The sequence below is a fragment of the Glutamicibacter uratoxydans genome, assembly GCF_006539925.1.
Lineage (GTDB): Bacteria > Actinomycetota > Actinomycetes > Actinomycetales > Micrococcaceae > Glutamicibacter > Glutamicibacter uratoxydans.
Genome location: NZ_BJNY01000001.1, coordinates 119,219 through 142,944 on the forward strand (window position 1 = coordinate 119,219; position 23,726 = coordinate 142,944).

Sequence of the window (23,726 nt, forward strand, 5' to 3'; positions counted from 1 at the left end):
CGCGGCAAAAGGCCACTTGAGTGAAGTGCCTTTTGCCGCGAAGGGGCCTTACAGGAAAATCCATTGTTCGTTGCGCGTCGTCGAACGCTTGCGTTCAACAAGCTTCGCCGAGCTGTCTTGAGCGTTGAATGGCAGGTGGTGCTCCCGTTGCTGTGTACTAAATTGACGACGAATTTCAGTCTGTTTGAACATGCCGGATCCTCCTTTCTGATAGGTGCCGGGAAACTAGGAGTTTTCCGAATCCCGCGTTTGCTCGACCCACTGGGCCGGAGCAGGGATGCTGCGGATATGCGGCGACAGCCACGCTGCAATCGCTGAGACCGCAACCAGCGAGCCGAAGAAGACCAGGATGGGGCCCATGGGGAAGATTTGCAGGCCGAATCCTGTCAGCAGCGGCGCCAGCGGCAGCGCTGCCAACGCCATGAAAACAATCAAGGAGTTTGCGCGGCCTGCCATCTCCCGGGGGATGACTGCCATGAAGTATCCGCCGACCCCTGCATTCAGCGCGGGCACGCTGAAGAAGGCAAGGAAAAGCATGGCCCCAAGCCAGTAGAGGCTGGTGTTCGCGCCCATGAGGATGATGGATCCGCCAAGAACGCACAGGCAGGTGCATGCCAGGACGCCGGTTCGGAACCTGTCGATCAGCGGTGTTGAAACCAATGATCCTGCGAGCATGCCAAGCCCCATGAACGTAGAGACCAGGCCGATGACCCAAGCAGGCTCACCACGCTGCTGCAGCCCGTAGGTCAGGGTGGTCATCATTCCGTTGGAGCCGACATTGATCGTTGTGACAAGTATCAGCAGGCTGCGCAGCTGTGGTTTGGTGAAGCACCAGCGCATGCCTGCCATAATTCCATGAGCCACGGGTTGGTTCTCTTGGCCGTCCGCTTTTTCGCGGCGCTGCCTGGTTTCCTCTTCTGCCGCCCGCAGTGGACGGCGCAGCGCAAGGCCGCAAGCCGCTCCCAGCACCTGCAGGCCGCTGACGACCAGCAGGGCTGCGCCAGCGCCCAACCCGAGCAGCGTTCCAGCCAGGGGAGCGGAGCCCAGCATCAGCACCGAATCCCTGCCTTGGTTCGCCGCCATGGCCCGGCCCAACTGCTGGGGATGCACAATGTCTTTCAGTGCGGCATCTGTTGTCGAGCCAAAGTAGCCGCCGCGCAGCTCCATGAGCACGTGGGCAATGCACAACAGCGTCGCGCTCAAGGAGCCGGTGAAGCTTGCCAGCGCCAGCGCGGAGGTCAAGGCGGCTCCGCACAGGCCTCCGAGCAGGATCATTCGCGCGCGGTCGGAGCGATCCACTTTGGAACCGCCTGCCAGCGTCAAACTTGCGCGGGCCGCCAGCCCGACGGCGGACAAAGTGCCCGCTTGCGCAGGGGAGCCGGTGACGGCCAGCAGGATCAGCGGCAGTGCGAAACTGTACATGCCGCCGGCCATCAATGCCGAAGAGTCGGCAAGCCACCAGATGCGGTAGTTCCGCTGGCGGCGCAGGGGAGGCAGCTTGACGTTATCAAGCTGCGCCGCCGGGGCTGGGTTCGTGGTCATGCATCAACCATAGACTCGCAAATAAAGTTGCGCAATAGAACTTGCGCAATATTTTTTGGGGGATTGTTATGCTGTGCATATGACTCAAGCCAAGTCCAACGTCACGCTGACCACCCCCATGCTCAAGGCGATGGCCAACCCGCTGCGACGCCAGATTTTCGATGCGCTCGGCGCTATGCAAACCGGCAGGGCTGCGGACATTGGAGAGCTGCTGGGCATTGCGCCGAATAAGGTGAGCTTCCACCTGCGCGAACTGGCCAAGGCGCAGATGATCGAAGAGGCACCGGAGCTGGCACGCGACAAGCGAGACCGCGTCTGGAAGCCCGCCGCCGCCGCATATACAACTGGACAGCCGGAGGAGCGGCGCGGGGACGAGTCGCCCAGCGCCATCAACGCCTACCTGGGGCAGGTAATCCATGACGAACAGCGCCGGCTTGAGGCAACCTTGCAGCACGCGCAGCGCTGGTATGAAGCGGGGGAGGCGCCCATTGACTTGGCCCAGCTGAGCACCAGCAACCTGATGATGACCGAGGACGAGCGCCAGGAGCTGCAGCGCCGCTTCGACGCGGTGATCCCTGGCTTCAGGGCCGACCAGAAAGCCGGAAAGATTCCCAGCTCGCAGCCGCTGAATGAGCGAAAGCTGTGGCACTATTCAGGACTGCTCTCCGCCGACGAACTGTTGAACGGATCACACCAGGGCGATCAATCCGCCTAAAACCCGAAGTGAACACGGCGGATGCCCGGGCGCTGAACTAAACTGGATTTTGGCTGGCTGTGGCCAAGGTATGCCACAAGCTATGAAGCCATCCCAGATTGAAAGGTAGAACCCGATCTCATGAGCGAGCAGCTGACTCTCACCATCGACGGCGAGCAGGTACAGGTTGACGCGGGAACCACCGGTCTACAGCACTACGCCGATCAGAAAGACGTGGTTGTCATGCACGTCGACGGCGTGCTGCGCGACCTGTCCCGCGCACTGGAAGCCGGAACCACCGTCACCCGTGTGACCATCAACGACCCGGAGGGGTTGGAGGTGCTGCGCCACTCGACAGCCCACGTCATGGCCCAGGCCGTGCAGCAGCTGCGCCCAGATGCCAAGCTCGGCATCGGCCCATACATCACCGACGGCTTCTACTTCGACTTTGACGTCGCCGAACCGTTCACCCCTGAAGATCTCAAGCAGCTTGAAAAGATGATGCTGAAGATCGTCAACCAGAACCAGCTCTTCGGCCGCCGCGAGGTCACCCCGGATGAGGCCAAGGCAGAGATGGCCAACGAGCCGTACAAGCTGGAACTGCTGGCCAAGGCGGACTCCGCCGACACCTCCGGCGAGGGCGTGACCGTCGAGGTCGCCGCCGGCGAAACCACCATCTACGACAATGTTGACCGCAAGTCCGGCGACATCGTCTGGAAGGACCTGTGCCGCGGCCCGCATCTGCCGAACACCAAGCTGATCAAGAACGCGTTTGCGCTGACCCGTTCGGCCGCAGCCTACTGGCTGGGCAGCGAGAAGAACAAGCAGCTGCAGCGCATCTACGGCACCGCCTGGCCGACCAAGGAAGACCTCAAGGCCTACCAGGAACGCCTAGCCGAGGCCGAGCGCCGCGACCACCGCAAGCTCGGCGCCGAGCTGGACCTCTTCTCCTTCCCTGACGAGCTGGGCTCGGGCCTGCCGGTGTTCCACCCCAAGGGCGGCATCATCAAGCGCGAGATGGAAGACTATGTGCGCGACCGCCACGTGGAAGAGGGCTTCCAGTACGTGGGCACCCCGCACATCTCCAAGGACGGGCTGTTCCACACCTCGGGCCACCTGCCGTACTATGCGGACACCATGTTCCCTGCGCTGCACATCGACGAAGAGCGCGATGAAGACGGCAACATCACCAAGCAGGGCCAGGAATACCGCCTGAAGGCCATGAACTGCCCGATGCATAACCTGATCTTCCGCGGCCGCGGACGCAGCTACCGCGAACTGCCTTTGCGCCTGTTCGAATTCGGCCACGTCTACCGCTACGAGAAGTCAGGCGTGGTGCACGGCCTGACCCGCGTGCGCGGCTTCGCCCAGGACGACTCCCACTCCTATGTCACCAAGGAGCAGGCGCCTGCGGAAGTTGAGCACCTGCTGAACTTCATGCTCTCCCTGCTCAAGGACTTCGGCATGGACGACTTCTACCTGGAGCTGTCCACCCGCGATCCAGAGTCGGACAAGTTCATCGGCACCGATGAGCAGTGGGCGGAAGCCACCGAGGTTTTGGAGCGCGTGGCCACCGAGTCCGGCGTTGAGCTGGTTGCCGACCCGGGTGGAGCTGCCTTCTACGGCCCGAAGATCTCGGTCCAGGCCAAGGACGCCATCGGCCGCACCTGGCAGATGGGCACCGTGCAGTACGACTTCAACCAGCCTGCACGCTTCGGCCTTGAATACCAGGCAGCCGACGGCTCCCGCCAGGAGCCGGTCATGATCCACGCCGCCAAGTTCGGCTCGATCGAACGCTTCCTGGGCGTGCTCACCGAGCACTACGCCGGCGCGTTCCCTGCCTGGCTTTCGCCGGTGCAGGTCCGCGCCATCCCGGTGGCCGAGGCCTTCAACGACTACCTGGCAGAGGTCGTCGCCAAGCTCAAGGCTCAGGGCGTGCGCGTGGAGCTGGACGATTCCTCGGACCGCTTCCCGAAGAAGATCCGCAATGCGTCCAAGGACAAGATTCCGTTCGTGCTCATCGCCGGCGGCGAGGATGCCGATGCGAATGCAGTGTCCTTCCGCTTCCGCGACGGCAGCCAGGACAACCAGGTTCCTGTGGACGAAGCAGTAGAGCGCATCGTCACCGCCATCAAGAACCGCGACAACAACAACTAAGCACACCGGCCCAGGGAGTCCACCAGCATGCAGTATTCACAGGACGAGAATGTCACCGACGATTTTGAACTCGCCGGCGTCCCGGACTCGTTCCAGCGCTTGTGGACTCCCTACCGGATGGCTTATATCAAGGGCGGCCAAGGCCAGGTCAAGGACGAGGCAACCTGCCCCTTCTGCGCCGGGCCGAACCGCACCGACGAAGAAGCACTGATTGTCCACCGCGGCAAGACCTGCTTCGTCATCCTGAACCTCTTCCCGTACAACCCCGGCCACCTGCTGATCTGCCCCTACCGCCACGTGCCGAACTACACGGACATCACGCTGGAGGAAACGGCGGAGATGGCGGCGCTGGCCCAGCATTCAATGCGGGTGTTGCGCAAGGTATCAAACCCCAGCGGCTTCAATCTGGGGATGAATCAGGGCGAGTCCGGGGGAGCCGGCATCGCGGCCCACCTGCACCAGCATGTGGTGCCGCGTTGGGGCGGCGACGGGAACTTCTTCCCGATCATCGCCCAGACCAAGGCCATCCCGCAGACCCTCTCCGAGGTGCGCGAGACCATCGCCGAGGTCTGGGACGAAGTTGAGTAGCCCCGCTCTTTCGCCGCTTCAGCACGGCTGACGCACAGGAGGCTCAAGCGCGCCGCCGACCGGTATCACTACCGGCCGGCGGCGCGCTTTTTGCTGCCCAAAAACCATGGGCCAGGTGATCAGCGCAGGCTGGAGGGGTGATTGCCCCGCGCCACTGGCTCCTTGCGCTGGTAAGTGCCGCGGCACCAATCAACCCGGGTTCGGCGGGTCCAGCATCTGCCTCTCAAGCCGCGTGCAACGGCTCGAATTTTTCCCGACATGCTGGGGATTCTAGGCGAGTTCAGCGCCGATGGCAGCCGCCTGCCTGGCGACGGCCGTGCCTAGCGCTGATTTCCCGGGCTGGCAAGAGTGGCTTCCGGACACGCGCTTGAACAGTGTTCAAAAATGGCCTGAGATGGGTGTACTGTCTGTAAACAACATACATTGAACACCGTTCAAGAACTTCTGGCAGCCAGATTCAACTGCGCACAGAAGGTCTTGGCAACGGCGTCCCAGTTGGAAAGGCACACCCATGACCTTGAACATCGCAGCCGCCGCCGAATCCTCCTCGGCGGCCCCCGTCAACGCCGAAGAGCTCGCCGCCAAGGTGCTGGAAGGCCACAAGCTCACCGAAGCTGAAGCACTGGGAATCCTGGCCACCCCCGACTACGCCACCCTGCCGCTGGTCGGCGCCGCCGGCACCCTGCGCCGCAAGTACTTCGGCAATAGCGTCAAGGTCAACTACCTGGTCAACCTGAAATCGGGCCTCTGCCCCGAAGACTGCACCTACTGCTCCCAGCGCCTGGGCTCCACGGCCGAGATCCTCAAGTACACCTGGCTCAAGGCAGATGAAGCTGTAGCCCAGGCCGGGTACGGCATCGCCGGGGGCGCCTCCCGAGTCTGCATGGTGGCCTCCGGCAAGGGGCCGACGGACCGCGATGTGGACCGCGTGGCCACCATGGTCGAACAGCTCAAGGAAGAGCACCCGCAGGTCGAGGTCTGCGCCTGTCTGGGCATCCTCAAGGACGGGCAGGCCGCCCGACTCAAGGACGCCGGAGCCGACGCCTACAACCACAATCTGAACACCTCCGAATCTCTCTACCCCGAAATCTGCACCTCGCACAGCTACCAGGACCGCGTCAACACCGTGCAGCAGGCCCAAGCCGCCGGGCTTTCCTCCTGCTCCGGCCTGATCGTCGGGCTTGGCGAAACCCCCGAGCAGCTGGTGGAGGCGGTCTTCGCGCTGCGCGAGCTGGGCTCGGAGTCCATCCCGGTGAACTTCCTCATGCCATTTGACGGCACCCCCATGGAAGGCACCTGGCTGCTGACCCCACTGGCCTGCCTGCGCATCCTCGCCCTAGTGCGCATGGCCTGCCCTGACAAGGAGCTGCGTATCGCCGGAGGACGCGAAATGCACCTGCGCTCGCTGCAGTCCACCGCGCTGGAAGTTGCCAATTCGATCTTCCTGGGCGACTACCTGACCAGCGAAGGCCAGGGTGCCAAGAAGGATCTGGAGATGATCGCCGACGCAGGCTTCGTGGTGCTGGGGCAGGAAGCTTCCAGCCCGGCCGAGGTGGCCCGCCGCTTGCAGGAAGCCGCCCATGCCGCAGGCCACCAGGAAGCTGCTCCCGACGCAGCGGGCGGAGGCTGCGGCACCGGCTGCTCCACCGGGTGCGGATCCGGCGCCCAGCGCGAGCCCGTGCTGCGCCGCCGCGGGGCCGGCACCAAGGAAGACCCGAACGCATGAAAACCGCAGCAGAATCCCTGCTGGACAGGGATGCGGGGCTGCTCTGGCACCCCTACGCATCGTTGGATTCGGGCGCACTGTATGCGGTGGCCCAGGCCCAGGGCGCAGAGCTGCTGCTGCAGGACGCGCACGGCGGCGAACACCGGGTCGTTGACGGCATGGCCTCGTGGTGGTCCATGGTGCACGGCTATTGCAACCCGGCATTGGACGCCGCGGCCCATGCCCAGATCGAAAAGTTCAGCCACGTCATGTTCGGCGGGCTGACCCACCAGCCGGCAGTAGAACTGGCCGAACGGCTGGTGGCCATGGCCCCGCCGAGCCTGCGGCACGTCTTCCTCGCCGATTCCGGTTCGATCAGCGTGGAGGTGGCGCTCAAGCTCGCCCTGCAGTACCAGGACGCCAAGGGCCGCCCGGAACGCCAGCGCTTCCTGGCCCTGCGCGGCGGATACCACGGAGACACCTTCGCAGCGATGAGCGTCTGCGACCCGGTGGACGGCATGCATTCGGCCTTCGCGCCGCTGTGCAGCCAGCAGGTCTTCGCCCCGCGCCCTCCCGCCGCCGAGCATACCGTCGGCGGCGATTGGCTCTATGACGAAGAGGAGCTGGAGATCTGGGAGGCCCAGACCCGGCGCCTGGCCGCCGAACATGCAGGCTCCCTGGCGGGAATCATCGCCGAGCCGGTGCTGCAGGGCGCCGGCGGCATGTTCATCTACCCGCCGCGCGTGCTGAGGGTGCTGCGCGAGATTGCCGACGAGCACGCGCTGCTGCTGATCGCCGACGAAATCGCCACCGGCTTCGGGCGCACCGGAAAGCTCTTCGCCGTGCAGCATGCAGGCATAGAGCCTGACATCATGTGCGTGGGCAAGGCGCTGACCGGCGGCTATCTCTCGCTGGCCGCCATGCTCTGCATCGCCGGCGTAGCCCAGGCGCTGCGCACCGGGACAGGGAGCGCCCCGTCGGCGCTGCTGCACGGCCCGACCTTCATGGGCAACCCGCTGGCCTGCGCCATTGCCTGCGCTTCGCTGGACCTGCTCACCGGCTCAGGCGGCGCGGGCATCGAACCTGCACAGGCCCCTTGGCAGGTGCAGGTAGCGCGGCTGGAACGCGGGCTGCGCAGCTCGCTGGCCCCGGCCCGCGCCCTTGACGCGGTGCGGGAAGTGCGGGTGCTCGGCGGCGTCGGAGTCATCGCCCTGCATGAACCGGCAGGCGTCGCCCAGCTGAGCGCCGCGGCGGTTGAACGCGGCGCATGGGTGCGGCCCTTCAGGAATCTGGTCTACGTGATGCCACCATATATCTGCACCGATGCCCAGCTCCAGCAGCTCGGCGCCGCGATGACCGGAGCCGTCAACCAGGTCTATGGAGGCTGAGATGACAACGCTTGCCACGACCAATCCAGCCTGGGAGCGCTGGCTGTCCACCCGCTCCACGGTGCGCGCCGCGCGGGACATGCAGCGCGTGGACACCTCGCGGGAAACCCTGTTCGATCTGGCCTCCAACGACTATCTGGGGCTGGGCAGCCATCCGCAGGTCCGCCACGGCGCGATCAACGCGGTGTGCAGCGCGGGGGCCGGGGCCGGAGCCAGCCGGGTGGCCGGCGGGACCTGGCAGGTCCACCGAGAGCTGGAAGCCGCGCTGGCTGGCTACACCGGGCGCAGCCAGGCGTTGGTGTTCTCCAGCGGGTACACCGCCAATCTGGGCGTGCTCGGAGCGTTGGGCGGGCCGGGCAGCCTGATGCTGCTCGATGCCCACGCCCATGCCAGTTTGATCGACGGCGCGAAGCTCTCCGGCGCCGCCGTGCAGTACTTCGAGCACAACAACCTCGACGCGCTGCGCACGCTGCTGGCGGCCAACGCTACAAGCGCCGCGCCGAAGCCCCGGGTGCTGGTGGCGGCCGAATCCATCTATTCGGTGCTCGGCGACGCCGCGCCGCTGCGCGAACTGGCGGTGCTGTGCGCGCAGTTCGACGCGCTGCTGCTGGTGGACGAGGCGCACTCGCTGGCGGCGGTGCCCGGCGGGTCTGCGCTCAAGTCCGCCGGGCTGGCCCAGGCCGGCCACGTGCTGGCCACCGCCACGCTGTCCAAGGCGCTGGGATCCCAGGGCGGTGCAGTGCTCTTGGGCGGAGCCGGTGCGCCGCTGTGGCGCGAGCACCTGCTGAACACCGCGCGCACCTTCATCTTCGACACCGCCTTGGCACCTGCCACGGCGGCCGCGGCCCATGCGGCGCTGGACCTGGCCACCGAGGCGCGCATCGGCCAGCTGGCGGCCAATGCGCAGCTGATCCGCACGGTGCTCGGCGCTCAGGATCAGCTCGCTTCCCGGATCCAGGCAGACGCCGGGGCCGTGCAATCGGTGCTCATGCAATCCGCGCAGCAGGCGGTGCAGGCGGCGGCCGAACTGCGCGAGCAGGGGATCGCTGTCAGCTGCTTCAGGCCGCCGAGCGTCCCGGACGGGATCTCGCGGCTGCGCCTGACGGCCCACGCCGGCCATGAGCAGGACGAACTTGCCTCCGCGCTGGCGGCGGTGGCCCGCACCATCAGGAAGGTTGAAGCATGAGCTGTCCCTATGCCGGCACGCTGGCTCCCGAAGAGCTTTCGGGCATCGCCGGCGCCCCCTTGGCCCAGCCGCTGGAACAGGCCTTCCCCGATGTGGTCAACCAGCGCTACAGCAGCATTGAAGCCCCGGAGATGGTCCGCGAAATCCTGCGCAGGGCCCAGGAATTCACCCCGGCCAATGCGCTGCATGCCGCGGTGGGCCTCGCACCGGCGACCCTGCGCATCCTCGCCCGCGGCCGGTTCGCCCTGCCGCCGGTGCTTGCCAGCGCCTCCGGGCCCGAGCACCTGGCGGTGCGCCGCATCGTCGCAGGGTTCTTCAGCCCTGCCAAGGTCCAGGCGCAGAGCGGATTCATTGCGCGCCGCACCAGCGAACTGTGTGAGCAGCTGCGCGAACGGCTCGCGAACGGGGAGCAGCTGGACCTCGCCGTTGAGCTGGCGGCGCCCATCCCGCCCGAGGTCATGGCCCGGATGACCAATACGCCTGCCCCGCCCACTGAGCAGCTGAAAGCCTGGAGCAGGGATTCGCTGGAGCTCTTCTGGGGCTGGCCCGACGAACAGCGCCAGCAGGTGCTGGCCCGCAGCGCGGTGCAGTACCACGCCTGGCTGCGCGGCAGCGTGGATCAGGCGCTGCAACGCGGGGACGAAAACCTCTATACGGCCCTGCACCGCGGCGGGGTGGACCGGGCAAGGATCGTGTCCCTTGCCTACTTCCTGGGCATCGCCGGGCAGGAAACCACCACCATGCTCATCCAGAGCGCGCTGCTTTCAGCCCTGCACGACGGCCGCTGGGCCGACTGCGCGGCGGCGGAAACCGGCAGGGACAGCAGCCAAGAGGTGGTGGCGCAGGTGCTGCTGAACGCCTCGTCCGTCCCGACCTGGCGGCGCATCGCCCAAGAGGACGCCAAGGTGCTTGGCCGCCGTTTCAGCCGGGGCGAAGAACTGGTGCTCCGGCTCTCCGGCGGGCAGAACGCAGAACTGGGGGACGACTCGCTGGTCTTCGGCTTCGGCCTGCACCGCTGCCTGGGCGCCAAACTCGCCCGCATGGAAACCGAGATGGTGCTGCATGCGGCGGCCGCGGCGCTGCCGGACATCGAGCTGGTCTACCGCGCCCCTGGCTGGCGGCACCTGGTTTCATTCCAAACACCGGACCGTGTACTCGTTCGGTCACAACCATCGGGAGGGAACAACTCATGATCTACGTCATTACCGGCACCGATACCGATGTCGGCAAGACCGTGGCCACCGCAGCCTTGGTGGCCCGCGAGCTGAATTCCGGCCACAGCACCGCTGTCTACAAGCCCACCCAGACGGGGGTGTCCGGCGGCGAGTTCGGCGACGCGCAGAATATCGCCGCGTGGTTGGGAGGTCCCGAAAAACTCAGCATCGCGGAAGGCGTGAGGCTGCGTGAACCGATGGCCCCGGTGGACGCGGCCCTGGCCGCCGGCGGCATGGACGCGGTCCGTGCGCTTCCAACGCTTGCACAACATCTGGCGCGCATCCGAGAATTGGCGGTGGCCCATGACACGGTCTTCGTAGAAGGCGCCGGCGGACTGCTGGTCAAGCTGACCGCTGCAGGGGAGACGATCGCAGATCTGGCGGCGGCGCTGGATGCTGCGCTGGTCGTGGTCACCCGCCCGGATCTGGGAACGCTGAACCATACCGCCCTGACCCTGGAAGCCACGGCCAGCCGGGGCTTCACCAGCGGCTCGCTTATCCTGGGCAGCTATCCGAAGAATCCCACTCTCCTGCATCGCAGCAACCTGGGAAACCTGAAAGAACTTGCAGAAGCCCAGCACTGGCACTTCGCCGGCGCGCTTCCCGCCGGCCTGGCAACCGTAAACTGTGCAGAGCGCCTGGTGAAGGCGGGGTTGTCGCTCTCGGCAGTCAACGCCGCGGCGCACGCTTAAACCGGGTTTTTGCAGCCGGCCAGGGCGGGCTGAAACTCTTCGGAAAAATCCATTGCCAACGGCTATACAGCGGAGTAGCCTCCTATACGTGAGTACAGCCGAGCAGGATTTAACAGGACGGGCCAGGTTGCGCGACGCCGCAATCGAGGCCTTCGCCGCGCAGGGATTTGATGTTTCCCTGCGGGCGATCGCCGCCCGCGCCGGCGTCACCGCGGGGCTGGTGCGCCACCACTTCGGCTCCAAAGAAGCGCTGCGCGCAGAGTGTGACGCGACGGTGCTGGAGCGCTACCGCCGCATGAAGGAAGACTCCCTGGAGGCCAGCCCCCAGCAGGTCTTCAACCACCTGCCCAGCTCCCGCGAGGGCGGAGTGCTGATCCTGTATATCCTGCGTTCGGTGCGCGACGGCGCCCAGGCAGGCACGCAATTCACCGAGCAGCTGATCGAAGAAGCGCTCAACCTATTGGACCGGTCCGTTCAACGCGGGCTGATCGTCCCGAGCCGCAATGAACCGGCCCGGGCACGCTTTCTGGTTTTGCAGTCCCTCGGCGCGCTGGTGCTGCACTTCGCGCTGAACCCGCCGCAGGACCCGGAAGACTTCGCCACCGTGATGCAGGAATACTACGCACAAGTTGCCCTGCCCACCCTGGAGCTTTTCTCCGAAGGGCTGTTCACCGACCCGGCCTATCTCAACGAGTACCTGGCCGCCGGCACAGCCGATGTCCCGCCCGCGGGATCCGCGGGAACTGCCGAATCTCGGTAAAGGAGTACGCCATGGCCACCACCATTCCGGCCATTGAAGTGAGCGGACTGCACAAGAACTTTGGGCGCACCGCCGCCCTGTCGGGTTTGGACCTGCGGGTTGAATCCGGCCAAGTCGCCGGGTTCCTCGGACCGAACGGCGCAGGAAAATCCACCACCATCCGCATCCTGCTCGGCCTGCTGAAGGCCGACGGGGGACACGCCCGGATGCTCGGCGCCGACCCCTGGGCCGATGCTGTGGCCCTGCACCGGCGCGTCGCCTACGTCCCCGGCGAGGTGAACCTCTGGCCCAACCTCACCGGCGGACAGGCCATCAGCATCCTGTCCAAGCTGCATGGCCAGGTCGACGAACAGCGCCGCAGCCAGCTGCTTGAACGCTTCGACCTCGACCCCTCCAAGAAGGCACGCAGCTACTCCAAGGGCAACCGCCAAAAGGTCGCCCTGGTCGCGGCGCTCTCCTCCCGCGCCGAATTGCTGCTGTTGGACGAGCCGACCTCCGGTTTGGACCCGCTGATGGAGCAGGTCTTCACCTCCTGCATCCGCGAGGCCGCCGACGAGGGGCGCAGCGTGCTGCTCTCCAGCCACATCTTCGCCGAGGTGGAGAAGCTGTGCGATACGGTGACCATCATTCGCGACGGGCAGACCGTTGAGGCGGGCCGCTTGACCGATCTGCGCCACCTGCAGCGCACCCAGATCACGGTAGAAGTATCGACAGACCCCTACGAGCTGTCCGCTGTTGCAGGCATCGAGGACCTGAAGGTCTCCGGCGCCGTCGCAAGCTTCAGCGTCGACCCGGCCCAGCTTCCCGCGGTGCTGGCCGCCCTGGCCAGCCATGCGCCGCGCAACCTGGTCAGCGCCCCTCCGTCGCTGGAGGACCTTTTCCTGCGCCATTACTCAGATGAGGCTCGCACCCCTGTCACTGCCCGGGGAGGCGAACTGCGATGAGCACCGGCACCACGCATGGACGGCATGTACTGGCAGAGAAGACCCTGCCCTCGGCAGCCGCAGCCGGCCGTACCGGAACGCTCACCGGCCTCGGCACCGCGGCCCGGTTCATTCTTCGCCGCAATTGGCTGAGGCTGGCCATTTGGGCCCTGGTGCTGGCCTCGATGATTCCCATCGTCTTTGATTCGCAGCAGCAGGCATTCCCTACGCAGGCAGATCGTGACGCTTATGCACAGGTGGCGAACACCCCGGCAGTGGCGGCCATGACGGGCCTGCCCTATGCCGCCGGCTCGCTGGGCGGCATCCTGGTCATCAAGATCTGGATGACGCTCGCGGTCGCCCTGGCCTTTGCCGTCGTCTTCTTGATTACGCGCAATGGGCGCGCCGATGAAGAGACCGGACGTACCGAGTTGCTGCGCTCCACTGCCTTGGGCCGCCACGCTTACTCGGCGGCGAACTACCTCGTGTCAGCTGGGCTCTGCGTGGTCACGGGACTCATGATCAGTCTGCTGTGCCTGTCGGTGAACCTGCCCAGCAACGGCAGCTGGGTCATGGGCGCCTCCATCGCTGGCACTGGCCTGGCCTTCGTCGGCCTAGCGGCTATCTGCGGGCAGCTGGCTTCTACCAGCCGCGGAGCAAATTCGCTGGGCGTGGCGCTGATCGGGCTGTTCTACTTCATCCGCGCCGGAGCCGACCTGCAGGCCGACGGCGCGAATCCCAGCGCACTGAGCTGGCTGTCGCCGATCGGCTGGGCGCTGAACATGCGAGCCTTCGGCGAGGACAACTGGTGGCCGCTGCTGGCCTTGCTCGCCTTGTCCGCCGCTGGATGCCTGTTGGCCCTGCGCCTTGAAAGCACACGTGACCTCGGCGCCGGCATGCTCCCAGAACGTCGCGGACCGGCCGCCGCAGGAAAGTTCACCGCCACAACGCTGGGGCTAACCCTGCGACTGCAGCGCTCCTCGCTAATAGGCTGGTTTGTCGGCGCCACGGTTTCCGGACTGTTCTTTGGCTCGGTGGCCCAGTCGATGAGCTCTTTGCTGGATCCGAACAATCCCTTTGCCCGAAATTTCGTCGGCACCGGACACAGCATGCTTGACGGCGTGCTGGGAATCTTCATGCTGTTCAACGCCCTGCTGGCTGGAGCCTTCGCCATCCAGTGCCTGGGCGCGGCGCGCAGCGAAGAAGAAAGCGGACGTCTGGAACAGCAGCTGGCCGGTTCGCTGTCCCGCAGTTCCTGGCTCGGTGCGCATCTGGCGGTCGCAGTGCTGGGTTCTGGGCTGATGCTGCTGCTTGCCGGCTATCTCACCGGACTGTCTTCCCAAGGATCGGCGGATCCCGGCCAGTTGGCAGGTGCATGCCTGGCCTACTGGCCGGCGGTGCTGCTGATGCTCGGCGTACAGCTGCTGGCCTTCGGCTATGTTCCGCGGTTCTCCACGGTTCTCACGTGGGCAGTGTACGGCTTGTCGATGATGGCGGCGATGTTCGGCGGGCTCTTCTCGCTCTCGGACGACGTCATCCGCGCCACCCCATTTGGCGCCATTCCCCGCGTGCCGGCGGAAGAGTTCAGTTGGACCCCATTGGCGGTTCTGCTGTTGCTCTCTCTGGTATTTGCTGCAGCCGGCATGGCGCGGTTCAGCCGGCGTGATGTGCTGGCGGACTAGGTTCACAGGTTCTCAACGACGGCTGTGGGACGGCGAAACACCGGCAAGTTTCGCCGCCCCATTGCTGTGGGCAGTTCACGGCGCAGATCCTTCGCTGCACGGTGCTGACTTCTATTGGGCTAGCGTGTTTACTTAAAGCATTGATGCGACGTTCATGGAGGACACGATGGCAACGAGATATCCGCTTCCCGGAATTTCACTCTGCGCAGTCATTGCCTTGGGCCTCTGCTCCTGCAGCAGCAGCCAGCCCACCGCCGAACCCAGCGCAACTCCAACTGTCACAGTGACCGCCACAGAAACAGTCAAGGCCACCGAGTCACCGGAAGCCCAATCCAGCCAGGCGCCAGCTGCAACTCCAAGCCTCACCTCAAAGCCGAGCAAAACCTCGGCTGAGCCGGCCTGCGGAACAGCACTGGGGGACTCGGACTTCGAGGTGCTGACGCGAAAGATGCCGCCAGCCAGGGATTCCTCAGGCACTGTCATGGGTTGGGAGTGGGATGCCGACTACGCGGACACTGCCACCTACGATCCCTGCGCGGCTCTTTCATGGGTCACCTATCCGATCGAAGGCGCCACCGGCTCCTCGCCGTTCATCATTGCACTCTTCCACGAAGGAAAGTACATCGGCGTTGCCACGCGGGTGACTTTTGGTTTCTTCCCGAAGGTGCAGCGCATCAATGACAGCACCTTGAAGGTGACCTATACGTATAACAGGGGAGCCGAGAGCAACGCGGACGCCTCAGGGCGCGCGGTGTCGACCTACAGCTGGGACTCCGGCGCAGGAAAGGTAGTTCACAAGGGGAATTTCCCTCCGGGGTACAACTACTAGCATTTGCCGTGATTACCGGATCTGATTAGGTAAAACGCTTTACAGTGAATGTTACGCAGAATTGGTCAATTAGAGGACTAATCCACTATCGCAACAATGTTACGACACACATGAGGTAACAAAGTAGGCAGATCCTACGATTATTGAGTACTACCTCGCCGCCAACCGGCACTGCATCAACGTAGGCCGGGGTTCATGGCGGCAATTATGCTGTGTCGAAAGGAAACCAGTTCTCCCATGTCTAACTCCCAGAACTCCGTCGTCGGTTCGGATCGCGTCAAGCGCGGAATGGCCGAAATGCTTAAGGGCGGCGTCATCATGGACGTGGTCACTCCTGAGCAGGCCCGCATCGCCGAAGACGCCGGCGCCGTTGCAGTGATGGCTCTGGAGCGTGTTCCTGCAGACATCCGCGCACAGGGCGGCGTTTCGCGCATGAGCGACCCAGACATGATCGACGGCATCATCAACGAGGTCTCGATCCCAGTCATGGCCAAGGCCCGCATCGGCCACTTCGTTGAGGCGCAGATCCTGCAGTCCCTGGGCGTCGACTACATCGACGAGTCCGAGGTTCTGTCCCCAGCTGACTACGAGAACCACATCGACAAGCAGCCATTCACCGTTCCATTCGTCTGCGGCGCCACCAACCTGGGCGAAGCCCTGCGCCGCATCAACGAAGGCGCCGCAATGATCCGCTCGAAGGGCGAGGCAGGCACCGGCGACGTTTCGAACGCTACCGGCCACATGCGCAAGATCCGCGCTGAAATCGCTAAGCTGTCCGCACTTCCAGAAGACGAGCTGTACGTAGCCGCCAAGGAACTGCAGGCTCCTTACGAACTAGTCAAGGAAGTTGCCGCAACCGGCAAGCTGCCAGTAGTACTGTTCACCGCCGGCGGCATCGCCACCCCAGCCGACGCTGCAATGATGATGCAGCTGGGCGCCGACGGCGTCTTCGTCGGTTCCGGCATCTTCAAGTCCGGCAACCCTGTGCAGCGCGCAGAAGCCATCGTGAAGGCAACCACCTTCTTCGACAACCCAGACGAGCTGGCCAAGATCTCCCGCGGTCTGGGCGAAGCCATGGTCGGCATCAACGTCACCGACGTTCCAGTGCCTCACCGCCTGGCAGAGCGCGGCTGGTAAGCCCTAGGCTCTAAGCAAAGCTGGCCCCACGCCACCGATTTCGGAGGCGTGGGGCCATTGCTGTCGCTAGCAAAAATAGCCAGCTAGAACTTGAATTGTTCTAGTCACTTCGTTTCGTTCGGATGGCTAGCGTGCACGTGCTCCAGGTAGATGGTGCGGTGATCTACACAGAGCCAGATCCGTGCAGTGCCAGATCGGCACCGCCAAGGCCTGCCGCAAGAGCTGAAGCGGTTTCTTTCCATGACGTCAACGCTGCGATAGATAGATGTGGCTGGTTGGTTGTAAATGATGAGCGTGCTGCATCGACAAGCTCTTCCGCGCAGGACTCACGATCGGCGGGTGATAACCCCAGCATCCAAGGATAGGTCCTGGTCATACGTTCGGCTAGCGATCATCGAGTGTTACCGTGATCAACTGCGCCGCGAATTTCAACAAGAGTGTGCGTCCCTCCGCCTCGCGCTGTGACATCAAAACCAGGGCTTCGCCACCTCGGCGGGTTTAAGTAACAGGGTGTTCTTCAGCTTCCGCAAAAACCTTGGCCGAGTGCTTGCTCAGGTCAGAGGAACGACGTATCCGCGTTTGGGGTTCAGACGTTGCAAGCATGCCTCAAATTTATTCGGAACGTATTCGGCAGTCCATCAAGTGGGCGTCGAATTATTTATGGACAACGCACTTGTTGAAGTCTGTCGTTGTGCCTATGTTGGACAAACAGCACGGATACGGTCGGCGTAAAGAGGAATGATGTGCAGATGGCTTGCCTACTTGGGTTCTCCGATCGAGATCGCAGACATTCTGGTGCGCCCGAACCATTCTTTGATTGACCAAAGCCTGCATGCACGCGAGCTCTACCTGCCGCGTGACCCAATGGCTTCGCAATTTGCCCACCATGCATTCCCTACCAATGGAGACGGGTTCGGCATGGCGTGGGCCGGAACCAAGGGAACATTGGGCCAGTATCGGCAGACCGGTCCCGCCTGGGACAGCCAAAATTTGCGCCATCTTGCCGCCCAGATTGAATCTGGCTGCATTCTCGCCCACGTTCGCGCAGCTCCAGGCGGAACTATCGCTGAGCAGAACTGCCATCCCTTCGTAGATCGAGGCTGGATGTTTCAACACAATGGAACTGTTCCGGACTTCGCGAAGATCAAAAGAGAACTGACCTTCGAAGTAGCCGAAGACCTCTATCCAAACATTCTGGGCAATGCCGACACCGAAGTCTGCTTCTACCTAGCCTTGACCTATGGACTGGCCCAAGACCCTGTCGCGGCACTATCCAAGATGGTAGCCAGGATCGAACACTCTAGGACAGAGCACCGGATCGATGCTCCATTCAGGGCAACGATCTGTGCGTCAGATGGCCACCAACTGGTGGTTTTGCGCTGGGTCAGCCCAGATGTCGAGGGTGCTGAAGCGCCCAGCCTCTACCATGCTGCCGGGCCTACAATCCTGTCTACTGTCGACGGTGAAAATGACACGCTGCCCGGCGACGCACAATTAGTGGTCTCTGAGCCCTTGGAACTTCATTGGAGCAGGCATACGTGGATCGAAATTCCGACTGGAAGCATCGGCATCATGCGCACGGGAGAGCCGCCGGTCTTCACCCCGGTCAACCTACATCTCTAAGGACACATTAGGCTGTATTCATGGGAGAGATCATTTTCGATGCGGCGGTCACGATCAACGGCTATCTGGCCGATGAAAAGCACAGCCTTGCTTGGCTATTCGAGGTTCCAGGAGCGGCTGAGCCTGATCCAGACTTGCTGCCGGCCAACGTCGGCGTCCACGTCGAGGGATCGAATACCTATCAGTGGCTTCTGGAAAATGAAGACTTGCTGGCGCACCCGGAAAAATGGCAGGAATTCTACCCAGGCATCGTCACCTATGTGTTCACCACCCGCGATTTGCCGGTTCCCGATGGGGCAGACGTGCGTTTCGTCTCTGGAGATATCTCAACGGTGCTTCCGCAGATCCGCGAAGCTGCCGGGGATAAAAATATCTGGGTCCTGGGCGGCGGGGAACTTCTTGGCCAGTTCTTAGACCATGGGGCGCTCGATACTCTGGCCCTGACCATTGCGCCGGCCGCACTGGCCGGGGGAGCAGCGCTGCTTCCGCGGAACATCGGTAGCGAGCAACTGGAATTGATCCAAGCGAAACAGGCTGGCCCCTTCGCCCGATTGGTCTATCGGGTCAAACACTGAGTTTTAACGTGCGCTGCCGGGACTGAAAGACCAGCCCCGGCAGCGCACATGTCTAGTTGTCTATGGCTTCCAGGAGCGAAGCACCATATGACGTCCGCGACCCAGCAGCTTCAAGCCGTTGGCGCTGAAGAACTCGGCGCTCGAAGGAGTCGCCGCCGCCAGAAGCTCTGGCACAACCTCTTCATCGGGAGCCAGCGGGTTCACCATCGAACGGGACAATCCGTGCAGCAACGCGGTGCCGATTCCCTGGCGGCGGTAATCACGGCCTACGGCTAGGGCATGGATCATCAACTGGCCGCCCAAACCCTGCTGGGCAAAGCCTCGGCCAACGATGTCTCCGTCGTCCGTCCGCGCTACAGCATGTTCCACCCGGCGCAGCGCAGGGTGGCCGCTGGAGAGCGGAGTATCCACTTCGCGCCACAAATTCGTCACTGCCAGCTCGGCGGCATCGGCGCCGACGGCCTCCGGCACATTGTTGCCCAAGCGGATCTTTCCATCCCAGCGGTCCATCGGAATCGCCAGCGGACCGGCGTGCCAGGATACTTGGGCGTTGTCGCTGAAGCCCACTGCCTTGAGCTCCGAGGCGTTCGCGCCCGAGTTTACCCAGGCTTCCACCCTGCGGGCGCCCAAACGCATGCCCTCAGCCAAGGCGGGCCTGAGCCCGGCAGCTTCAGCATGCTCGGGGAAGAGCAGGACTAGCCGCTTGCGCACCGGCTGCCAGGCCCACGAGCAGCCATGGGTAGTAAAGATCTTGCCGCCGGTGGCAACGGCAAGCGCCTGATGCCAGTGGCTAAGTGCTTCCTGTGCGGAGGCAATCGTCGTCATTATTCTGCGTTCACCAATCCTCGACGGCGCAGCAGAGGCTCAACCTCAGCGGTGCGGCCGCGGAATATCTTGTAGGACTCCAAAGGATCGCGCGTATTTCCGCGCGAGAGCAGCTCCTCGCGGAACCGATTACCATTTTCCCGCATGAGGCCCCCATTTTCGGCGAACCACTGCACAGTGTCGGCGTCCAGCACTTCGCTCCAGATGTAAGAGTAGTAGCCAGCGGAGTATCCGTTGGCAAAAATGTGCTGGAAATAGCCGGTGCGGTAGCGTGGCGCGATCAGCGCAGGATCGAATCCTGACTGCACCAGAACCTGCTGCTCAAAGGCCGCAGGATCATCAATCTGAGTCCCCGCGTCCAAGGTGTGCCAAGCCCAGTCCAGCACGCTGGCTGCCAGGTATTCGGTCGTCGCAAATCCCTGACCCCACAACTCGGCATCGCGGATGCTGTCGAGCACCTGGGGATCCAATGGCTCGCCCGTCAGGTGATGCTTGGCGTAGCCAGGGACGACGTCTTCATGCAGCGCCCACATTTCATTGACCTGTGAAGGGAATTCGACGAAGTCGCGGGGGACTGAGGTTCCAGCCAGAGATGCATACTTGCCGTTGGCGAACATGCCATGTAGCGCATGCCCGAATTCATGGAACACGGTGTTGGTTTCATCCAAGGTCAGCAAGACCGGCTGGCCAGGGGCAGGCGGAGCAATATTCAACGTGTTGGTCACGATCGGACGCTCGTTCAAGAAGGAAGCGCCGTCGCGCAGCGAAGTCATCCATGCGCCTCCCTTCTTGGTGGGACGCGCCAGGTAGTCGCCGGTGAACAAAGCCATCGCCGTGCCATCCGCGTCGAAGACTTCCCAAACTCGCACCTCTGGGTGGTAGGTAGGAAAATCGAAGCGTTCCTCGAAGGTGATTCCGTAGAGCTTGGTCGCCGTAGCAAAAACGCCGTTGATCAGTACGCTGTCCAGTTCAAAATATTCACGTACTGCGGCGGAGTCCACCGCGAATTTCTCCTGCAGAACTTTCTGCGAGTAGTACTGCCAATCCCAAGGATTGATAGAGGTTCCAGCAAGCTCACGCAGCGTTTCTGCTTCGGCCAGTGCATTGCGTACAGCTGGCCTCGTCAGCTCAGCTAATCGATCTGCAACCGCTTGGGTATTGGGTGCGGTGGCATCGGCAAGCACGGACTCAGCGTGGTTCGCGTACCCTAAGACCTTTGCACGCTCAGCGCGCAGCGCAGCCATTTTGGCAGCGATCTCTACGGTTGAATCCAAGCCACGGGTGACGGAAGCTTCATAGACCTTGCGGCGCGATTCACTGCGGGCCAATTGGGACAGCACCGGCTGCTGCGTTGGGGAAACCAGGGTTAACAGGAAGCCGGAGGCATGCCCCGCTTCCAAAGCTGCACGGGCGGCAGAGGCCACGGCAGATTCGTCGAGGCCTTCCAGCTCATCTGCGTTTTCGAAGTACACGGCGTGGGCATTCTGGTTTTCCAGTGCCCTGTTTGAGAACTGACTCGACAGATCCGAGAGCTCTTCATTGAGCTGGGAAAGCTTTGCCTTGGACTCGGAGTCCAGCGCCGCTCCTGCAAGTTCAAAATTGATGAGCGTCTGCTCGGCAAGACGTGCATCCTCGCCTTCCAGACCGCTGGTATCAACCTCTTGTAAACGAGAGTACAAGGTTTCATTTAGGTAGATTGCGTCTTCTTGCCGGGTCATGATCGCCGACATTTCGCTCTGGATTTCACGCAAATCTTCAGTGCCGTGTGCCGACAAGACCGAGAAATACGTCATGAGTGCTCGACGAAGCAACTGTCCTGAAGCTTCTAGAGCCAGGAAGGTGTTCTCGAATGATGCGGAATCTGCATTGCTGGCGATTACCTCGATCTCGGTCAGCTGGTCGGACGCTCCCTGGCGGGCGGCTGATAGGTAGTGCTCGGCTGTGATCTGGTCAAAGGCTGGCCATTGATAAGGCTTGGTGCTGGGGGAGAAAAGAGGGTTCGACATGTGACTAGGTTCCCATAGTCAACGTGACCTATCTTGCATTTGCTTCAATCTCTCGCCAAGGGCGAACCGCCGAGGATGGACTGTAGGCTGGTGAATATGACTCATCGCCGCATGCCGCGACTAACCGCTTTAGCTGCATCTGTACTTCTGCCTGCGACTTTTCTCGTTGGATGCAGCACCACCGACACACCAAATCCTGAGCCGTCTAAGACTACGCCTGCATCATCGGAAGCTTCAGTATCGAAATCGTCGGCATCAGCCGAGCCTTCGATTGCTGACCCGTCAGCTCAGAGCTCAGAGTTTTCACTCATGGTTAGCGGCGATGTTCTGCTGCACCCGCAGCTGCTAGATGAGGCAGCTGCCGCTGCGCAAAAATCCGGTGGCAACGGTAAAGACTTTGACTTCCAACCGCTCCTGAAGGGCTTGAAGCCTTACGTGCAGGATGCCGATGTGGCGCTGTGCAATATGGAAACACCTATTGGCAAGCCTCCGTATTCCGGGTATCCAATATTTACGGTCCCAGCGCAAATTGCCAACGACCTTGCTGTGATCGGATATGACGGCTGTACCACGGCGTCCAACCACACAATGGATGATGGTACGCAAGGGGCTGTTCGAACCCTGGACGCCCTGCAAAGCAATGACTTGTTCACCACGGGAAGTTACCGAAGCAAATCCGAACAGCAGGCTCCGCCAATTCTTGACTCCCACGGGGTGAAGCTTGGCATTATCGCCAGTACCTACTCACTCAACGGGATGAAGGCAGATGCTGATTGGCGTGTTGATACCGGTGTCAACGCGGATCGACTCATCCAAAGAGCTAAGCAGGCCAGAAATGCTGGTGCGGATATCGTCGTTGCGGCCGTGCATAATGGCTCGGAATATTCCACTCGTCCCACCGCTTCACAACGCAAGCTGGGCCGCACCTTGGCCGCATCAGGCGCCTTTGACTTCATCTATATGCACCACACCCATTCCGTCTTGCCGATTGAAAAGTACGAGGGAAAGTGGATCGTATACGGCGTCGGTAATTCCGTGGCGAAACATGCCACCCCGACAATCTTGAATCGTGAAGGTATCAGCGTCAAAGCAACGTTCAAACAAGGCGATGAGGGATGGTCCGTTTCAAAGCTGCAGTATGTTCCTCATCAGCTAAGCAAGGCGCCAGTCAAATGGTGCGAAGTTGCTACGGAACCTACCTGCGTGCCTACAAAAGATGCGAAGGCATCACTCAAGAGGACTCAAGAAACTGTCAATGCTTTTGGTGCTTTTGAAGACGGGCTCACTTCATGGCAACTTCCATAGCTCTTGCTGCTAATGCTAAATCTAGTCGGTTGCAATAAGTTCTTTCTTTGTGCGCCAGACATCCATCACACTCGGTTCACTTGGGACTGACGCTTGACCTGGAATTGGTTCCCAAGGACCTCCGTCGACACTGAATTCCCCACGGTAGAGGGTCGTCACAACGACTTGGAATTTGCCGGTTTCTTGGTACACATGACTGGTATCAGTTTTATCATGCAACGTGTGCTCGGGCGCTGGTTCTCCCGGGTAGTTCAATCGTCTGGTCGTGCCGTCACCATAGTTCCAGATCCATTGGACAGGAATGGCCCGAATGGAAACTTTCGATTCAGCGATATCTACTTTAAAGTACTGCTTGTTCGAAGAAGCCCAAAAATGCGTGAACCCGTTTCTGAGAGAGAAATTTGAAGGGTCGCTATTAACGCGCGAAGCCTTCAGAGGAAAAGACCTAAATTGCTCAGTGGTGATTCTGATTACATCTACGACTTTGGTATTATTTGGAAGCTCAGTTTTCGGATCCTCCGGGCAAACGGAGAATGAACGAAGAACTGAGTCATCTTTTGCATTGATGACCTGCCGAATAATTGGCAGCGACTGATCCTTGCAAGGCTTGATGTCGGGATTCGAGTTGCACCCTGCAACTTTCTCGAATCCTGTCCTACAGGTATCGTAGTCCCTAATTTTTACTTTTTTCGGATCATTCGTGCGTTTAACTTTTTCGTCGGAAATAAAGAACGAATCGGCTTTTGGACCTCCGTCCTTGTTGCATAGCGCCCATGCGATATCAACCGATCGATGCCCGGAACTCTTTTTCTGGAAACATACGCTTTCTGCAGCTGGTTGCAACATAACTTCATTGGTCTGCGTGCCATTGTTCACGAGCATGAGACCTACGATA

Annotated in this window: 22 protein-coding genes; 16 read left to right on the forward strand and 6 right to left on the reverse strand. The window is 62.1% G+C overall.

Annotated elements, in window-relative coordinates; genetic code table 11:
• Positions 1-48: 48 nt before the first annotated feature.
• Both AUR04nite_RS17800 and AUR04nite_RS00725 read right to left on the reverse strand, forming a co-directional pair.
• The gene (locus AUR04nite_RS17800) at positions 49-192 is read right to left on the reverse strand and encodes a hypothetical protein (RefSeq protein ID WP_170184025.1); all 144 of its coding nucleotides are present in this window, start codon (positions 190-192) and stop codon (positions 49-51) included.
• Between the two features lie 33 nt (positions 193-225).
• Entirely contained in the window at positions 226-1,542 is a 1,317-nt protein-coding gene (locus tag AUR04nite_RS00725) for an MFS transporter (RefSeq protein ID WP_141360943.1), read from the reverse strand.
• 79 nt (positions 1,543-1,621) lie between these two features.
• Here AUR04nite_RS00725 and AUR04nite_RS00730 point away from each other — a divergent pair, with 79 nt between their 5' ends.
• From AUR04nite_RS00730 to AUR04nite_RS00780, 11 genes are all read left to right on the forward strand, one after another.
• The gene (locus AUR04nite_RS00730; RefSeq protein ID WP_141360945.1) at positions 1,622-2,257 is read left to right on the forward strand and encodes a winged helix-turn-helix domain-containing protein; all 636 of its coding nucleotides are present in this window, start codon (positions 1,622-1,624) and stop codon (positions 2,255-2,257) included.
• A 120-nt stretch (positions 2,258-2,377) separates the two neighbouring features.
• Positions 2,378-4,393 (forward strand): threonine--tRNA ligase, encoded by a 2,016-nt coding sequence (gene thrS, locus AUR04nite_RS00735; RefSeq protein WP_141360947.1) that lies wholly within the window; start codon positions 2,378-2,380, stop codon positions 4,391-4,393.
• A 27-nt stretch (positions 4,394-4,420) separates the two neighbouring features.
• Positions 4,421-4,981, forward strand: coding sequence for an HIT family protein (locus tag AUR04nite_RS00740; protein WP_141360949.1), 561 nt, complete (start codon positions 4,421-4,423; stop codon positions 4,979-4,981).
• Positions 4,982-5,492: 511 nt separating this feature from the next.
• Positions 5,493-6,707, forward strand: coding sequence for a biotin synthase BioB (gene bioB / locus AUR04nite_RS00745; protein WP_141360951.1), 1,215 nt, complete (start codon positions 5,493-5,495; stop codon positions 6,705-6,707).
• Positions 6,704-8,074: an adenosylmethionine--8-amino-7-oxononanoate transaminase gene (gene bioA / locus AUR04nite_RS00750; RefSeq protein ID WP_141360953.1), complete on the forward strand. Its 1,371-nt coding sequence runs from the start codon at positions 6,704-6,706 to the stop codon at positions 8,072-8,074. The genes bioB and bioA overlap by 4 nt, the downstream gene beginning before the upstream one ends.
• A gap of 1 nt (position 8,075) precedes the next feature.
• Entirely contained in the window at positions 8,076-9,260 is a 1,185-nt protein-coding gene (locus AUR04nite_RS00755; RefSeq protein ID WP_246055247.1) for an aminotransferase class I/II-fold pyridoxal phosphate-dependent enzyme, read from the forward strand.
• Positions 9,257-10,453: a cytochrome P450 family protein gene (locus AUR04nite_RS00760; RefSeq protein ID WP_141360957.1), complete on the forward strand. Its 1,197-nt coding sequence runs from the start codon at positions 9,257-9,259 to the stop codon at positions 10,451-10,453. The genes AUR04nite_RS00755 and AUR04nite_RS00760 overlap by 4 nt, the downstream gene beginning before the upstream one ends.
• Positions 10,450-11,166 (forward strand): dethiobiotin synthase, encoded by a 717-nt coding sequence (gene bioD / locus AUR04nite_RS00765; protein ID WP_141360959.1) that lies wholly within the window; start codon positions 10,450-10,452, stop codon positions 11,164-11,166. The genes AUR04nite_RS00760 and bioD overlap by 4 nt, the downstream gene beginning before the upstream one ends.
• A gap of 88 nt (positions 11,167-11,254) precedes the next feature.
• Entirely contained in the window at positions 11,255-11,926 is a 672-nt protein-coding gene (locus AUR04nite_RS00770) for a TetR/AcrR family transcriptional regulator (protein ID WP_170184026.1), read from the forward strand.
• Positions 11,927-11,937: 11 nt separating this feature from the next.
• Positions 11,938-12,870 carry an ABC transporter ATP-binding protein gene (locus AUR04nite_RS00775; RefSeq protein WP_141360963.1) on the forward strand — a complete coding sequence of 311 codons (933 nt, stop codon included), beginning with the start codon at positions 11,938-11,940 and terminating at the stop codon, positions 12,868-12,870.
• Positions 12,867-14,531 (forward strand): ABC transporter permease, encoded by a 1,665-nt coding sequence (locus tag AUR04nite_RS00780; protein ID WP_141360965.1) that lies wholly within the window; start codon positions 12,867-12,869, stop codon positions 14,529-14,531. Before AUR04nite_RS00775 ends, AUR04nite_RS00780 begins: the two co-directional genes overlap by 4 nt.
• A gap of 132 nt (positions 14,532-14,663) precedes the next feature.
• On the opposite strand, the gene AUR04nite_RS17805 is transcribed toward AUR04nite_RS00780, so the two are convergent.
• Complete coding sequence (locus AUR04nite_RS17805; protein ID WP_170184027.1) at positions 14,664-14,813, reverse strand: hypothetical protein; 150 nt, start codon at positions 14,811-14,813, stop codon at positions 14,664-14,666.
• Position 14,814: 1 nt separating this feature from the next.
• On the opposite strand from AUR04nite_RS17805, the gene AUR04nite_RS00785 reads away from it, so the two are divergent.
• The 4 genes from AUR04nite_RS00785 to AUR04nite_RS00805 all read left to right on the forward strand — a co-directional run bounded on the left by AUR04nite_RS00785 (position 14,815) and on the right by AUR04nite_RS00805 (position 18,695).
• The gene (locus AUR04nite_RS00785) at positions 14,815-15,360 is read left to right on the forward strand and encodes an LppP/LprE family lipoprotein (protein ID WP_170184028.1); all 546 of its coding nucleotides are present in this window, start codon (positions 14,815-14,817) and stop codon (positions 15,358-15,360) included.
• 237 nt (positions 15,361-15,597) lie between these two features.
• Positions 15,598-16,497, forward strand: a complete 900-nt coding sequence (gene pdxS / locus AUR04nite_RS00790) for a pyridoxal 5'-phosphate synthase lyase subunit PdxS (RefSeq protein WP_141360969.1) — start codon at positions 15,598-15,600, stop codon at positions 16,495-16,497.
• A 762-nt stretch (positions 16,498-17,259) separates the two neighbouring features.
• The gene (locus AUR04nite_RS00800) at positions 17,260-18,120 is read left to right on the forward strand and encodes a class II glutamine amidotransferase (protein ID WP_246055249.1); all 861 of its coding nucleotides are present in this window, start codon (positions 17,260-17,262) and stop codon (positions 18,118-18,120) included.
• Positions 18,121-18,140: 20 nt separating this feature from the next.
• Entirely contained in the window at positions 18,141-18,695 is a 555-nt protein-coding gene (locus AUR04nite_RS00805; protein WP_141360972.1) for a dihydrofolate reductase family protein, read from the forward strand.
• 60 nt (positions 18,696-18,755) lie between these two features.
• Here the strand turns inward: AUR04nite_RS00805 and AUR04nite_RS00810 are convergent, their stop codons facing one another.
• Complete coding sequence (locus AUR04nite_RS00810; protein ID WP_141360974.1) at positions 18,756-19,520, reverse strand: GNAT family N-acetyltransferase; 765 nt, start codon at positions 19,518-19,520, stop codon at positions 18,756-18,758.
• Positions 19,520-21,526 (reverse strand): M3 family metallopeptidase, encoded by a 2,007-nt coding sequence (locus AUR04nite_RS00815; RefSeq protein ID WP_141360976.1) that lies wholly within the window; start codon positions 21,524-21,526, stop codon positions 19,520-19,522. Before AUR04nite_RS00815 ends, AUR04nite_RS00810 begins: the two co-directional genes overlap by 1 nt.
• A gap of 96 nt (positions 21,527-21,622) precedes the next feature.
• Between AUR04nite_RS00815 and AUR04nite_RS00820 the strand changes: the two genes are divergently transcribed.
• The gene (locus AUR04nite_RS00820; RefSeq protein ID WP_246055251.1) at positions 21,623-22,831 is read left to right on the forward strand and encodes a CapA family protein; all 1,209 of its coding nucleotides are present in this window, start codon (positions 21,623-21,625) and stop codon (positions 22,829-22,831) included.
• A 21-nt stretch (positions 22,832-22,852) separates the two neighbouring features.
• On the opposite strand, the gene AUR04nite_RS00825 is transcribed toward AUR04nite_RS00820, so the two are convergent.
• Entirely contained in the window at positions 22,853-23,707 is an 855-nt protein-coding gene (locus AUR04nite_RS00825) for a hypothetical protein (protein ID WP_141360978.1), read from the reverse strand.
• Positions 23,708-23,726: the final 19 nt, after the last annotated feature.